A 13,245-nucleotide genomic window follows, 5' to 3' on the forward strand; every position below is an offset into this window, starting at 1 on the left:
GGGAGCGGATTCGCCATTCTTTGTTTACTGGCAGACGGGGATAACCCCATTTCCGCGTGCGCTACTACACGAAAGCCTGGGGCTTGTCATCCCTCGGACGGCATTTTTATGAGGCAGAGGCACGGATTCTCTGGCTTTCAGTCCTTCAGCAGGTCCGGCCGCCTTTCTTTTGTCAACGCAACCGCCTGTTCATGCCGCCATTTTTCGATGGCGCCGTGATTGCCGGAGGTTAGGATCGCTGGAATTTCGCGGCCTTCCCATTCCTGCGGCCGGGTATAGTGCGGATGCTCCAGCAACCCGCCCTCGAAACTTTCATGCAGGCCCGAGAGATCATTGCCCATGACCCCCGGCAGTATGCGCACGATTGCGTCGAGAACGATCAGGGCGGCGGGTTCGCCTCCTGAAAGCACGTAATCGCCGATCGAAACCTCTTCGAGCTCCCGTGCATCGATCACCCGCTGATCGACACCTTCGAAGCGGCCGCAGACGATGATCACGCCGTCGCCCGAAGCAAGCTCGCGCACGCGTTCCTGCGTCAGCGGCTTGCCGCGCGGGCTCATCAAAAGCCGCGGGCGAGTATCGTTTTCGGAGATGCTGTCGATCGCACAGGCCAGCACGTCCGGCTTCAGCACCATGCCGGCGCCGCCGCCGGCGGGTGTGTCGTCGACGGTCCGGTGTTTATCGGTGGCAAAATCCCGGATCTGCACGGTATCCAGCGACCATTGCCCACGCTCCATCGCCTTGCCGGCGAGCGAACAGCTCAGATGCCCCGGAAACATTTCCGGGTAGAGTGTCAGGACGGTTGCCCGGAAACCCATGGCGTTACTTCTTTTTCTTCGGCTTGCCGGAGGCGAGCTTGGAGATTTCCTGCGGATCGTCAATAAGTCCTGCCGCCAGCGGGTCGATCAGGATCGTGCCGCCTTCGAGATCGATTTCGAGAACCGACGCTTCGGAGAAGGGAATGAGCACAGGTCGCTTGCCCGGCCCCTTGAGCTCCAGCAGGTCGCCCGCACCGAAGTCGAAAACGCCGGTAATGTTGCCGTAGCTGACGCCCTTGTCGTCCAGTGCCTCCAGCCCCTCGAGGTCGGCATAGAAGAATTCGTCTTCCTCCAGCTCGTCATCCGGCAGGTTGTCGCGCTCGATGTAAAGCTCCAGGCCGTTGAGCGCCTCGGCCGCATTGCGGTCGTTGATGCCGCGGAAGCGGACCACAACGACATTCTTCATCTCCCGGACTTCGAGGATCTCGAAGGTTCGTCCATCCATGCTGTGCAGATGACCATAGTCGCCGAGTGCCGTCGGGTCGGCCGTATAAGCCTTGGCGCGCACTTCGCCGCGGATGCCTTGTGCACCGCCGATCGTTGCCATCAATACGGGGTTTTCGAGCTTTGTCATGGGGCCCTTCATGTGAAGCCGGAAATCTGGCTTCTCATAAACGAAGTCTGCCGAAATGAAAACGAAAACGGGCGGCATGTTGCCATGCCGCCCGTCCAATCAGGATGTGATCCCGGGATTATTCTGCGGAAGCGGCGGCTTCAGCTGCGTCGGCAGCCTTCTGAGCCCTTTCGGCGGTGCGCTCCTGAGCCTTCTTGCCCGGCTTTGCCTTTTCCGGGTTGTTCTTGGCTTCGCGCTTGGCAACGCCGGCTTCGTTGAGGAAGCGCAGAACGCGGTCGGTCGGCTGCGCGCCGTTATCGAGCCAGTGCTTGATGCGTTCGGCGTTCAGTTCAACGCGCTTTGCGTCGTCCTTGGCAAGCATCGGGTTCCAGGAACCGAGCTTTTCGAGGAAGCGGCCGTCGCGCGGCGAGCGAGCGTCGGCAACGACAACGTGGTAGTACGGGCGCTTCTTAGAGCCACCGCGGGCGAGACGAATTTTCAGTGCCATGTCATTTACTCCTTAGGCTTTTCTTGACCGCTTCGTGAGGCGGTATCGGTTCACTTTGCCGCGGCGCCTTGTTCAGCGTGATCCGCAGCGATCTGCTCATGGTGCCGGATGACTTCTTTAATGACGAAGTTCAGGAACTTCTCGGCGAAATCCGGATCCAGATGTGCGTCTTCGGCAAGCTGCCGGAGACGGGCGATCTGGTATTCCTCGCGCGCCGGATCGGCCGGCGGCAACTTGTACTTGGCCTTCAGCACGCCGACCTCTTTGGTGCAGCGGAAACGTTCGGCCAGGATGTGAACGAGCGCGGCGTCGATATTGTCAATCGACTGGCGATAGCTCGAAAGCTGGGCTTTGACTTCTGGATCAATCATGGGCCAGGCGATCCTCTCACTTCTTCTTCGGCAGTCCGGGCAGACCCGGCAAACCGCCACCGAGACCCGGCAGCTTTGCGCCGCCAAGACCCGGCAAACCGCCGCCCAAACCGGGCATGCTCCCGCCCGGCTTTCCAAGACCCGCCGCTTCGGCCTGCTTCTGAAGCGCCTCCAGCTGTTTCGGGTCGATATTCGAGAGATCGGACATGCCGCCCATTCCACCCATGCCGCCAAGGCCCATCTTGCCGGCAAGACCGCCCATCAGCTGCTTCATCATGCCGCCTTTGCCCTTGCCGCCCATCATCTTCATCATGTCCGCCATCTGGCGGTGCATCTTGAGCAACTTGTTGATGTCGGAGGCTTCGGTGCCGGAACCGGCGGCGATGCGCTTCTTGCGGGAATGCTTGAGGACGTCCGGGTTGGCGCGCTCGGCCTTGGTCATCGAAGAGATGATCGCAAGCTGACGGCCGAAAAGGCCGTCGTTCAGGCCGGCGGACGCCATCTTGTCCTTCATGCCGCCCATGCCGGGCATCATGCTCATGATACCGCCCATGCCGCCCATCTTCTGCATCTGGCGCAGCTGGTCGGCGAGGTCGTTGAGGTCGAACTTGCCCTTGGCCATTTTGGCAGCCATCGCGGCTGCCTTTTCGGCATCGATATTTTCCGCCGCGCGCTCGACAAGCGAAACGATGTCGCCCATGCCGAGGATGCGGTCTGCGATGCGGCGGGGATGGAATTCTTCCAGCTCATTCATCCGCTCGCCGACGCCGATCAGCTTGATCGGCTTGCCGGTGACGGCACGCATCGAAAGAGCGGCACCGCCGCGGCCGTCGCCATCCATACGCGTCAGGACGAGGCCGGTGATGCCGACGCGCTCGTCGAAATTGCGGGCCAGGTTGACGGCGTCCTGACCGGTCAGCGAATCCGCGACAAGCAGGATTTCATGCGGGTTCGACTTCTTCTTGATATCGGCCATTTCGACCATCAAGGGTTCATCGATATGCGTACGGCCGGCGGTGTCGAGAATGACGACGTCGTGGCCGCCGAGCCTGGCTGCCTGAACGGCGCGCGCGGCGATATCGGTCGGCGACTGGCCGGCGATGACCGGCAGCGTGTCGATGCTCGCCTGCGCTCCGAGTTGCCGAAGCTGCTCCTGCGCAGCCGGACGGCGCGTGTCGAGCGATGCCATCAGCACCTTCTTCTTCTCGCGCGTCGTCAGGCGAAGGGCGATCTTCGCCGTCGTCGTTGTCTTACCGGAGCCTTGAAGGCCAACCATCATGATGACGACAGGGGCGGCAGCGTGCAGGTCGACACCGACGCCTTCGCCGCCCAGCATCTCGATCAGTTCGTCATGAACGATCTTGACGACCATCTGGCCGGGCTTGATCGACTTCAGTATCTCGGCGCCGACGGCCTTTTCGCGCACGCGGTCGGTGAAGCCGCGCACGACGTCGAGTGCAACATCAGCTTCCAGCAACGCACGGCGAACCTCGCGCAGCGCTGCGGAAACATCGGCTTCCGAAAGCGCGCCACGGCCTGTCAGTCCATTCAAAATGGATCCAAGACGGTCCTGGAGGTTTTCAAACATAGGCTCTTCCTTGATACATTTCGGGCGGGATTGGTATGCCCGGAAACGTCGTGCTTTTCCTTGACGAAAACAAGACGCAAAGCCAAAAAGCACCCGAGGGCGCATCGCGCTGTCGGGTGTGGACCTCCGGGATCTCTTTATACCTTTGCGGGTCCCGGTCGGCGGCTCGAGTCTTGAAGCTCGTCATAGAATGAGCGGCGGTAAACAGGAAAATGCAGACAAAGTCAAGAGAATGCGGACAAATGACCGCGTTGCGGGCTCCTGAAGCCTTCGGCGTGCCGCTTGCGTAATCTCAAGTGGCACGATCAAAATGCCGCCTTTATCAATCTCGCTGTGTGAAAAAACGTGGCGCCATGAGCGGGTATTGGGATTTCTGGATCGACCGTGGCGGCACCTTCATGGATATCGTGGCCCATAAGCTGCTCTCGGAGAATCCCGAAGCCTATCGCGATCCAGCCGTGCAGCCATCCTCCCCTCCCATCGCACGATCCGGCCTTTCGGCGAATTGGGCAAAACAGAGGCCCGTCGCGCCGGCGGGCAAATCGAAACCATGACCGGCTGCGACCAGTCAACGCTTGCTGCGGGCGAAGCGGTTATCGTCACGACTCCGACCGGAGGAGATTACGGTGCGGCTTGAGGTTAGGCTGGCGACACTCCGGGTAGCTTTGAGTATCTTCAAAGATGCGTGGCGCTTTAATTCGCGTGCGATCCCGAACCGTGTGTATGGATGATAGACTCGGCCTCCTTGCCGTAGATCTCCTCAAAGTGGTCGAAGGTTTTGGAGAAGTACCCGATCCCCTGAGTGGCTGAGCGCAGTGCCCGAGCCAACTCGTCCAGCGCCCCACCGGGAACGAGTGCCCGGAAGACATCCCAGCCTTTGGCGCTCTCATCACGATCGAATCCAAGCACCTGGCCCTTGAGCGCCGAGACGATCGCCACCATGCTGCCGGAGAAGATGGAGGGTATGTGGATTTCGACGCGAACCACCGGCTGCATTAGCACGGCCGCTGCCTCTGACAGCGCCTGCCGCACGCCCATCCTTGCCGCTGCCCGGAAGGCGAAATCGGAGCTATCGACAGAGTGGTACTGGCCGTCCGTGAGCGTCACATCGACATCGATCACCTGAAAACCGAGCGGGCCTTTCTCCATGGCTTCACGGGCGCCGGCCTCCACCGCCGGTATATAATTCCGTGGAACGGTGCCGCCCTTGACCGTCTCGCTGAAGGTGAAGCCTCGTCCGCGCGCGTTGGGCCGGACGCTCAATTGCACGTCCGCGAACTGACCTGCGCCGCCCGTTTGCTTGCGGTGACGGTAGTGGACGTTCGAGGGCTTCGAGATCGTTTCTCGATAGATAGGGTTCGGCGATCGATCGGTCACCTCGACGCGGAACACCTCCGACAGGGTCTTGCGCAGATCGCGCAGGTGAATCGGCCCTTGGGCGCAGATCAACTGCGCGCCCGTTCCTTCTTCCTGCATCACCTTCAGGCCGCGATCGGTCTCGGCCAGCTTTGCCAGCGTCGCCGAGAGCTTCGTCTCGTCGCGCTCTGTGCCCGGAACGAGGATGCGTTCGAGCATTGGCGTCGGCGGCGTCGTCCAAGCGGGCGGCGGCAACGCGTCGGCCGGTGTCAGCAGCGCAGGTGCGGATAGGTGGTCTGACTTGACTGCTGCGAAAATCGTGCCGCGTGTCAGGTTGGGACGGCCGTTTCCTCCCTCCTGAAGCGAGCCGAGCCCCGAGCCGCCCAGCGCCGCGCCCTGCTTCAGTCCGTCGGCAAGCGCGCGGGCGAGAACTGTCTTCCCAACGCTCGGCCGATGGTAGGCGTGAAAGCTCACGGCAGCCAACGCCGTTTCATCTAGGCTGGCGGCTGCGGCCAGCCGCCTCTTCAGAGCTTCAACAGGCGGCGCTTCGTGGCGCAGCGCCTTCATCAGCCGCTTGATGCCATTGCTGTGGGAAGCTGCCCCGAAGAGCACGGGAATGACCCTGTTTTCCTTCAGGATCCGCGAAGCGATGGCAAAGAGTGCGTCGCTTGCCGGTTCGCGATCTTCGATCAGCTCCTCCAGAAGCCAGTCATCATAGTCGGAAAGATGCTCCAGCAATTCGGAGCGTGCCTCGTGCTCGCGCGCTGCAGCACTGTCGGGAAGTTCAACGAGGGCGGAAGGTTGACCTTCGCGATAGCGCCAGGCGCGCTCCGAAATCAGGTCACAGCTGCCGACGACCGCATCTCCGTCGCGGATCGGTATCTGCCGCAGGACGAGGGGATGGCTGGAATAGTCCTGCAGGGCGGCGATGACGTCGCGCAGGCGCCCTCGCGGCTCGTCCATGCGGTTCACGAAAAGAATGCAGGGTGTTCCCGAAGCTTCGATGACACGAAGATAAGGGGCTGCCAGCACGGCTTCGTCCGGTGACGGCGATACGCAGAGGATGCAGGCGTCGCTTGCCAGCAGCGAATCCTGGGCGAGCGCCAGCGCCTCGTTGGCGCCGGGTGTGTCCAGCGCACACCATCCCTCGCTTCCGAATTCGAATTCCGTCAGGCTTGATCCGTATGGCGAAACAGACTTTCTCGGTGTCCCTTCGAGCGAAGCCAGTTTTGCGACGAGCGTCGACTTTCCCGTCTGCGAGGGTCCAAGTACCGTGAAGCAGCGCATCGGCTATCCTCCCATTGCCAAGAACACGCATCCCATTGCCAAGAATGCCTTCAACCGATGAAAAGCGCTAGGCCATTGCGATTTTTCTCAAGGATGATGTGGCACGATGGGCGTCCGCTTTGTCGGTGCCCACTGGTAATTCCTGCGCGTTTCCGCCATATACAGCCGAAATACACGGAATGATCCTATGAGCACAACGGTCGAATTCGCGAAGATGAACGGGCTTGGCAACAAGATCCTGGTCGTTGACATGCGCGGCCGTGCGGACAAGGTGACGTCGGCTGCGGCGGTTGCGCTGAATGCCCATCCGGATACGGCCTTCGACCAGATCATGGCGATCCATGACCCGAGAGCCCAAGGCACCGATGCCTGGATCGATATCCTGAACTCCGATGGGTCGAAGGCGCAAGCCTGCGGCAACGGCACGCGTTGCGTGGTGCAGGCTCTTGCTGCGGAAACCGGCAAGAAGGTCTTCACCTTCCAGACGGTGGCAGGCATCCTCAATGCCGTCGAGCATGATGACGGCACGATCTCGGTCGACATGGGCAAGCCTGTTTTCGATTGGGACAAGATCCCGCTTGCGGAAGAATTCCACGATACGAGCCGCATCGAACTGCAGATCGGCCCGATCGACAGCCCGGTCCTGCATTCGCCCTCCACTATTTCGATGGGCAATCCGCATGCCGTCTTCTGGGTCGACCGGGACGTGATGTCCTTTGATCTTGCCCGCTTCGGACCGTTGCTTGAAAACCATCCGATGTTTCCGGAGCGCGCCAATATCACGCTGGCACAAGTCACCTCGCCGGTATCGATCACGACGCGCACGTGGGAGCGCGGCGCGGGTTTGACGCTTGCCTGCGGTTCGGCTGCCTGCGCAACCGCGGTTTCCGCTGCCCGCACGGGCCGCACAGGCCGCAAGGTCGACATTCATGTCGCCAGCGCCAAGCCGCCCGGCATATTGTCGATTGAATGGCGCGAGCGCGACGACCACGTGATCATGACCGGCCCAGCCGAATGGGAATGGTCCGGCACTGTCGATCCCGCCAGGGGCTCATGGTCGCGCGACCAGGTGCAGGGGGCCGAGGCGCGGTGAGCGGCGTCGAGGTCATCACCTTCGGCTGCCGCCTCAATACCTATGAATCCGAAGTGATGCGGGCGGAGGCGGAAAAGGCCGGGCTCAACAATGCCATTCTAGTGAACACTTGCGCGGTCACAGGCGAGGCCGTGCGTCAGGCGCGGCAGGCCATCCGCCGCGTGCGCCGCGATAATCCACATGCCCGCATCATCGTGACGGGCTGCGCGGCCCAGACCGAAAAGCAGACATTTGCCGAAATGACCGAGGTCGACGCCGTTCTCGGCAATGAGGAGAAGCTGACGAGCACTTCCTACCGCGCGCTTCCCGATTTCGGCGTTTCGGCGGAAGAGAAGCTGCGCGTCAACGACATCATGAGTGTGCGCCAGACGGCGCCGCAGATGGTGAAGCACATCGACGGGCATGTGCGTGCTTTTATCCAGGTGCAGAACGGCTGCGACCATCGCTGCACTTTCTGCATCATTCCCTATGGCCGCGGTAATTCCCGTTCCGTGCCCATGGGTGCCGTGGTCGATCAGGCGCGCAACCTCGTTGAAAGTGGCTATCGCGAGATCGTGCTGACAGGCGTCGATGCCACCAGCTACGGCGCCGACCTCACGGGCGAACCGACGCTCGGGCTGCTCGCTAAGACGCTTCTGAAGCAGGTACCCGACATCCGCCGTCTGCGGCTGTCTTCGATCGACAGCATCGAGGCGGACAAGCATCTGTTCGATCTGATCGCCGACGAGCCGCGTTTCATGCCGCACCTGCATCTTTCGCTGCAGCATGGCGACGACATCATTCTGAAGCGCATGAAACGGCGGCATTCGCGCGCCGATGCGTTGGGCTTCGTCGAGCAGGTCCGCCGTCTGCGTCCGGAGATGAGCCTCGGCGCGGATATGATCGCCGGTTTCCCGACCGAGACCGAAGCGATGTTCGAAAATGCTGTCAGCCTGGCGGAAGAAGCGAAGATCGCTCATCTGCACGTCTTCCCTTACAGCCCTCGTCCAGGCACGCCGGCAGCCCGCATGCCGCAACTCGACCGAGCACTCGTCAAGGATCGCGCGGCACGGCTTCGCGCTACTGGACATCAGCTTCATCAGTCCCATCTGGATCAGATGGTTGGAACGCGGCAATGGCTGCTGGTGGAAAACAACGGGCTGGCACATACCGAAAACTTCACGCTTGTCGCAGCTCCCGGTCTTCGTCCGGGTTCGTTCGTCGAGGCGACCATCACCGGCCACAACGACAACATCTCGACATGCAATTGATAGCCGCCGACGCGGCCTGATTTCACGGAATTCCCATGGCGCTCAGTTTCATCAAAAAGGTCTTCACCTTCGGCAGGGAAAAGCCGGCGGAAGAACAGGCGCCGGAGGCGGCAGAGACGAAAGCTCTCGAAGCCGAACTGGAGCCGCATTCGCGCGAAGAGCACCTGCCGCGCGCAAGCGATCCCGCTTTGCCGGAGGAGATGGATACCGCGGGTGAGCCGGCTGCGGATGCGTCTGAGACTTCCGCAGAGGAGAATTTGACGATTCTTCCGGCGGCCGACCAGATTGGTGATCTGGGAGTGATACCACTCTCGCTGCTGGAGGCGGAAGCCGAGCAGGAGGTGGGCGAGATAAAAACACCCCCCTCTGTCCCTATGGGACATCCCCCCCACAAGGGGGGAGATCAGTTGGAGGGCGAGGCTGCCTTTTCGGAAGAAAGCGCTGCTGAGGTTGTTGAGGCGTCAGAAGCTGAACCAGTGACGTCAGAGTCTGGGAAAGACATCGCCACTCAACCGCTCTCCCCCCTTGTGGGGGAAATGTCCGGCAGGACAGAGGGGAATATTCCTAGTCCTGAATCGGATGGCGAGCATGCTTCAGAGGCGGAGCCTGTGCTTCCCAAGGGCTTTGCAACCGGTCCGAAAATCGCCGAACCGGAACCGATTGCTCTGACGCCAAAACTCAGCTGGTTCCAGCGTCTGCGTGCTGGTCTCGCGCGCACCTCGTCGCAACTTACGGGCCAGATTTCCGCGCTCTTCACCAAGCGCAAGCTGGACGACGACACGCTTCAGGATCTCGAAGACCTGCTGATACAAGCCGACCTCGGCCTCGAGACCGCCATGCGCGTCACCGGTACGCTTGCTTCCGAGCGCTATGGCAAGGATGTGACGGGAGAAGACGTCAGCCGCATCATGGCGTTTGAAATTGCCAAAGTGTTGAAGCCGGTCGCAAAGCCGTTGCAGCTCGATCTCAGCCACAAGCCGCATGTCATTCTCGTCGTCGGCGTCAACGGCACCGGCAAGACGACGACAATCGGCAAGCTGGCGTCGAAGCTCTCGGGTGCCGGGTTGAAGGTCATGGTGGCGGCGGGCGACACTTTCCGTGCCGCGGCGATCGAGCAGTTGAAGATTTGGGCCGATCGCACGAAGTCGGAATTCATCGGCACCAAGCTCGGTGCCGATGCCGCGGGCCTCGCCTATGACGCCTTCGAGCAGGCGAAGGCGAAAAAGTGCGACGTGCTGATCATCGATACCGCCGGACGCCTGCAGAATAAGGCGGAACTGATGGCGGAGCTTGAAAAGATCGTCCGCGTGCTCGGCAAGCTCGATCCCGACGCTCCGCATACGGTGCTGCAGACGCTGGATGCGACCACCGGCCAGAACGCTCTCAACCAAGTCGAAATCTTCCGCAACGTTGCGGGCGTCAACGGCCTCATCATGACCAAGCTCGACGGGACGGCGCGAGGTGGCATCCTCGTCGCCATTTCCGCCAAGCACAAGCTGCCGGTCTATTTCATCGGCGTCGGCGAAGGTGTGGACGATCTGGAGCCCTTCGAGGCCGAGGATTTCGCTCATGCCATTGCTGGTCTCGGGCAATGATGCCACAGATAAGTCGACAACTGCGCGCAAGCCGCGCGAACGATGAACAGGTTTGACGGGTACATGACCACTGAAAGCGATATTACGCCCAGCGCCGCCGACCGGCACCATCCGATGCTGAAGCTGGCGCTGGAACTTGGGCCGCTCCTGATCTTCTTCTTCGCCAATCTGCGCGGCGCCTGGCTGGTCGAGAGGTTCCCTGCCTTGTCCGAACTCGGCGGGCCGCTCTTCGTGGCGACGGGGCTGTTCATGGCGGCAACGATTGTCTCGCTCGTTGTTTCCAAGCTTGTTCTCGGCCATCTGCCGATCATGCCCTTCGTGTCGGGCATCGTCGTTCTGATCTTCGGTTCGCTCTCGATCTACCTCCAGAACGAAACCTTCATCAAAATGAAGCCGACGATCGTCAATACACTGTTTGGCGTCGCGCTGCTGGGCGGGCTTGCCTTCGGCAGGTCTCTGCTCGGCTATGTCTTCAATGCAGCCTTTCAGCTCGACGCCGAAGGCTGGCGCAAGCTGACGGTCCGGTGGGGTATCTTCTTCCTGTTCCTCGCCGTTTTGAACGAAGTCGTTTGGCGCAATTTTTCGAATGATTTCTGGGTGGCCTTCAAGGTCTGGGGGACGATGCCGATTACTATCATTTTCACCATGGCGCAGATGCCGCTCATCCTGAAGCATTCGATAACTCCTGCAGGAGAGACCGAGAAGTGACGGCTTTCAGTGCGGCGGAAAGAACGAGGCATCAGAATTTCTGGTTTGCGGCCTGCCTGGCGGTTTTGATCGCCCAGATGGCTGCCGAGTATCTGATGGGCCGCACGCCGATCTGCACCTGCGGCTATGTCAAGCTGTGGGAAGGCGTTGTCAACTCGAGCGGCAATTCCCAGCATCTTTCGGACTGGTACACGCCATCCCACATCATTCATGGCTTCCTGTTCTATGGGCTGGCGCATCTCGTGCTACGCGGCAAACCTATTGCCGTCCGCCTGCTTCTGGCGCTCGTCATCGAGTCCGGCTGGGAGCTGATGGAGAATTCGCCGATCATCATCGACCGTTACCGTGCGGCGACGATCTCCCTCGACTATTATGGCGACAGCATCCTGAACTCGGCCATGGACACCGTCTTCATGGTCGCCGGCTTCTTCTTCGCTGCCCGCGCGCCGGTCGCGCTTACCGTTGCCATCGCGATCTTCTTCGAGATTTTCACGGGTTATATGATCCGCGATAACCTGACGCTCAACGTGCTGATGCTGGTTTGGCCGGTCGAGGCGGTCAAAACCTGGCAGAGTGCGATTTAGGAAACAGGTTTCCCGAGGGCCTTTTCCATCGCTGGATAGAGGCCTTCCTTGAGGCTGACATCATCGAAGGGGCCGACGCGCTTATAGAGGATCGTGCCGTCGGGGCCGACCAGGTAACTCTCCGGGATGCCATAGACGCCCCAGTCGATCGCTGCCTTGCCATTCGGATCGACGCCGATCGCGGCATAGGGATTTCCGAGCTCGGCGAGGAAACGCAGTGCGCTGTCGTTCTTGTCCTTGTAGTTGATCGCCACGATGTTGAGCCGGTTGTCCTTTGCCAGTTCCGTGAGGATCGGGTGCTCCTCCCGGCAGGGAAGGCACCAGGAAGCAAAGACGTTGACCAGCGTCAGCTTTCCCTTGATCGCGGTGTCCGTCAGAGGCGGCAGGTTGGAGCCTTCGAGCGGTGCCAGGTTCAATGCCGGAGCCTTGGTGCCGATCAGTGCTGACGGAATTTCCGAAATGTTCTTGCCGTGGAAATCCTGATCGTAAAGCATTTTTGCAGCTGTCACTGCGATGCCGCCGAAAACCATAAGCGGGACCAGAGCCAGCGCGTAACGGGCCAAGCGACGCGGTTTCGGCTGATCCTGCTGTTGCGTGCTCATTCGCCATCCTTTGCGCGCGCCGAGCGGCGGCGGATACCGGAAGCCTCGAGCACTGCGAGTTCCTTCCGCCGTGCTCGTCCGTCGGCCCAGACCCAGAGCGTGACGGCAATCGTGAGCAAGGCTGCGAAACCGTAGGCGCTATAGACGTAAAAAGCATGCGTCATGGCTATTCCTCGCGGCTTGCCATGCGGGCAGCGAGGCGGCGCTGGGCAGTAACGCGACGGCGCCAGATCTCGTTGCGCATTGCGGTGACGTGCAGCGTGAAGAAGAGCAGCGTGAAGCCGATGGCCATCACGAGAAGCGGCCGCAGGAATTCCGGATCGATTGCGGGGCCGTCGAGACGCACGACGCTTGCGGGCTGATGCAGCGTATTCCACCAGTCGACGGAAAACTTGATGATGGGGATGTTGACGAAACCGACGAGAATCAGAACCGCGGTGACACGTGCGGCCCTGGACGGATCATCGATGGCGCGGTTCAGTGCAATGAGACCGAGATACATCAGGAAGAGGATGAAGACGGATGTCAGCCGCGCGTCCCAGACCCACCAGGTACCCCACATCGGCTTGCCCCAGAGAGAGCCGGTGACGAGCGCTAGGAGGGTGAACGCGGCACCGAGCGGTGCGGCCGCCTTCGCGGAGACATCGGCCAGCGGATGGCGCCAGACGAGGGTGCCGATCGCCGAAATGCTCATCACCGTGTAACACATCATCGCAAGCCAGGCCGAAGGCACATGGAGATACATGATGCGGACGGTTTCGCCCTGTTGGTAGTCGCCTTCCGTTGAGAAGCTGAGATATAGCCCGACGATGAGACAGAGCGCCGTTGCCGCCGCCATCCACGGGATCGTGCGCTGCGCCAGCGCCAGAAACCGCGTCGGATTGGCGAGATCGCTAAATTTGCTGATGGCAAGGCTTGTTTCGTTCATGAAC

15 protein-coding genes are annotated in these 13,245 nt (G+C 60.9%); 6 read left to right on the forward strand and 9 right to left on the reverse strand.

The window, feature by feature from the left end:
- Nucleotides 1-137: 137 nt before the first annotated feature.
- The 5 genes from trmD to ffh all read right to left on the reverse strand — a co-directional run bounded on the left by trmD (nucleotide 138) and on the right by ffh (nucleotide 3,838).
- The gene (trmD, locus tag ACZ9BX_RS16870) at nucleotides 138-818 is read right to left on the reverse strand and encodes a tRNA (guanosine(37)-N1)-methyltransferase TrmD (RefSeq protein WP_476219024.1); all 681 of its coding nucleotides are present in this window, start codon (nucleotides 816-818) and stop codon (nucleotides 138-140) included.
- 4 nt (nucleotides 819-822) lie between these two features.
- Entirely contained in the window at nucleotides 823-1,392 is a 570-nt protein-coding gene (rimM, locus tag ACZ9BX_RS16875) for a ribosome maturation factor RimM (RefSeq protein WP_132562342.1), read from the reverse strand.
- A 118-nt stretch (nucleotides 1,393-1,510) separates the two neighbouring features.
- Nucleotides 1,511-1,879, reverse strand: a complete 369-nt coding sequence (gene rpsP, locus ACZ9BX_RS16880) for a 30S ribosomal protein S16 (RefSeq protein ID WP_476219027.1) — start codon at nucleotides 1,877-1,879, stop codon at nucleotides 1,511-1,513.
- Nucleotides 1,880-1,929: 50 nt separating this feature from the next.
- A complete protein-coding gene (locus tag ACZ9BX_RS16885; RefSeq protein WP_027511772.1) occupies nucleotides 1,930-2,250 on the reverse strand; it encodes a chorismate mutase in 321 nt (106 codons plus the stop codon).
- A 16-nt stretch (nucleotides 2,251-2,266) separates the two neighbouring features.
- Nucleotides 2,267-3,838 (reverse strand): signal recognition particle protein, encoded by a 1,572-nt coding sequence (ffh, locus tag ACZ9BX_RS16890; protein ID WP_476219029.1) that lies wholly within the window; start codon nucleotides 3,836-3,838, stop codon nucleotides 2,267-2,269.
- Nucleotides 3,839-4,191: 353 nt separating this feature from the next.
- On the opposite strand from ffh, the gene ACZ9BX_RS16895 reads away from it, so the two are divergent.
- Complete coding sequence (locus ACZ9BX_RS16895) at nucleotides 4,192-4,392, forward strand: hypothetical protein (RefSeq protein WP_476220087.1); 201 nt, start codon at nucleotides 4,192-4,194, stop codon at nucleotides 4,390-4,392.
- Nucleotides 4,393-4,531: 139 nt separating this feature from the next.
- On the opposite strand, the gene ACZ9BX_RS16900 is transcribed toward ACZ9BX_RS16895, so the two are convergent.
- Nucleotides 4,532-6,481, reverse strand: coding sequence for an elongation factor G (locus ACZ9BX_RS16900; RefSeq protein WP_476219031.1), 1,950 nt, complete (start codon nucleotides 6,479-6,481; stop codon nucleotides 4,532-4,534).
- A 187-nt stretch (nucleotides 6,482-6,668) separates the two neighbouring features.
- Between ACZ9BX_RS16900 and dapF the strand changes: the two genes are divergently transcribed.
- The 5 genes from dapF (at nucleotide 6,669) to ACZ9BX_RS16925 (ending at nucleotide 11,711) form a co-directional block, all read left to right on the forward strand.
- Complete coding sequence (dapF, locus tag ACZ9BX_RS16905; RefSeq protein WP_476219032.1) at nucleotides 6,669-7,574, forward strand: diaminopimelate epimerase; 906 nt, start codon at nucleotides 6,669-6,671, stop codon at nucleotides 7,572-7,574.
- Nucleotides 7,571-8,824 carry a tRNA (N(6)-L-threonylcarbamoyladenosine(37)-C(2))-methylthiotransferase MtaB gene (gene mtaB, locus ACZ9BX_RS16910; protein ID WP_476219033.1) on the forward strand — a complete coding sequence of 418 codons (1,254 nt, stop codon included), beginning with the start codon at nucleotides 7,571-7,573 and terminating at the stop codon, nucleotides 8,822-8,824. The genes dapF and mtaB overlap by 4 nt, the downstream gene beginning before the upstream one ends.
- Before the next feature lie 35 nt (nucleotides 8,825-8,859).
- Entirely contained in the window at nucleotides 8,860-10,419 is a 1,560-nt protein-coding gene (gene ftsY / locus ACZ9BX_RS16915; RefSeq protein WP_476219035.1) for a signal recognition particle-docking protein FtsY, read from the forward strand.
- Between the two features lie 63 nt (nucleotides 10,420-10,482).
- Nucleotides 10,483-11,127, forward strand: a complete 645-nt coding sequence (locus ACZ9BX_RS16920) for a septation protein A (protein WP_476219036.1) — start codon at nucleotides 10,483-10,485, stop codon at nucleotides 11,125-11,127.
- On the forward strand, nucleotides 11,124-11,711 hold the full coding sequence (locus tag ACZ9BX_RS16925) for a DUF2585 domain-containing protein (RefSeq protein WP_027511765.1): 588 nt from the start codon (nucleotides 11,124-11,126) through the stop codon (nucleotides 11,709-11,711). The genes ACZ9BX_RS16920 and ACZ9BX_RS16925 overlap by 4 nt, the downstream gene beginning before the upstream one ends.
- On the opposite strand, the gene ACZ9BX_RS16930 is transcribed toward ACZ9BX_RS16925, so the two are convergent.
- Genes ACZ9BX_RS16930 through ACZ9BX_RS16940 form a run of 3 tightly spaced genes read right to left on the reverse strand, consistent with a single transcriptional unit; the run spans nucleotide 11,708 to nucleotide 13,241 of the window.
- Nucleotides 11,708-12,313, reverse strand: coding sequence for a DsbE family thiol:disulfide interchange protein (locus tag ACZ9BX_RS16930; protein ID WP_476219037.1), 606 nt, complete (start codon nucleotides 12,311-12,313; stop codon nucleotides 11,708-11,710). The genes ACZ9BX_RS16925 and ACZ9BX_RS16930 overlap by 4 nt on opposite strands.
- Nucleotides 12,310-12,477 (reverse strand): heme exporter protein CcmD, encoded by a 168-nt coding sequence (gene ccmD, locus ACZ9BX_RS16935; protein ID WP_027511763.1) that lies wholly within the window; start codon nucleotides 12,475-12,477, stop codon nucleotides 12,310-12,312. The genes ACZ9BX_RS16930 and ccmD overlap by 4 nt, the downstream gene beginning before the upstream one ends.
- Nucleotides 12,478-12,479: 2 nt before the next feature.
- Nucleotides 12,480-13,241 (reverse strand): heme ABC transporter permease, encoded by a 762-nt coding sequence (locus ACZ9BX_RS16940; protein WP_476219039.1) that lies wholly within the window; start codon nucleotides 13,239-13,241, stop codon nucleotides 12,480-12,482.
- Nucleotides 13,242-13,245: the final 4 nt, after the last annotated feature.

The sequence above is a fragment of the Rhizobium sp. USDA 3886 genome (genome assembly GCF_056279785.1).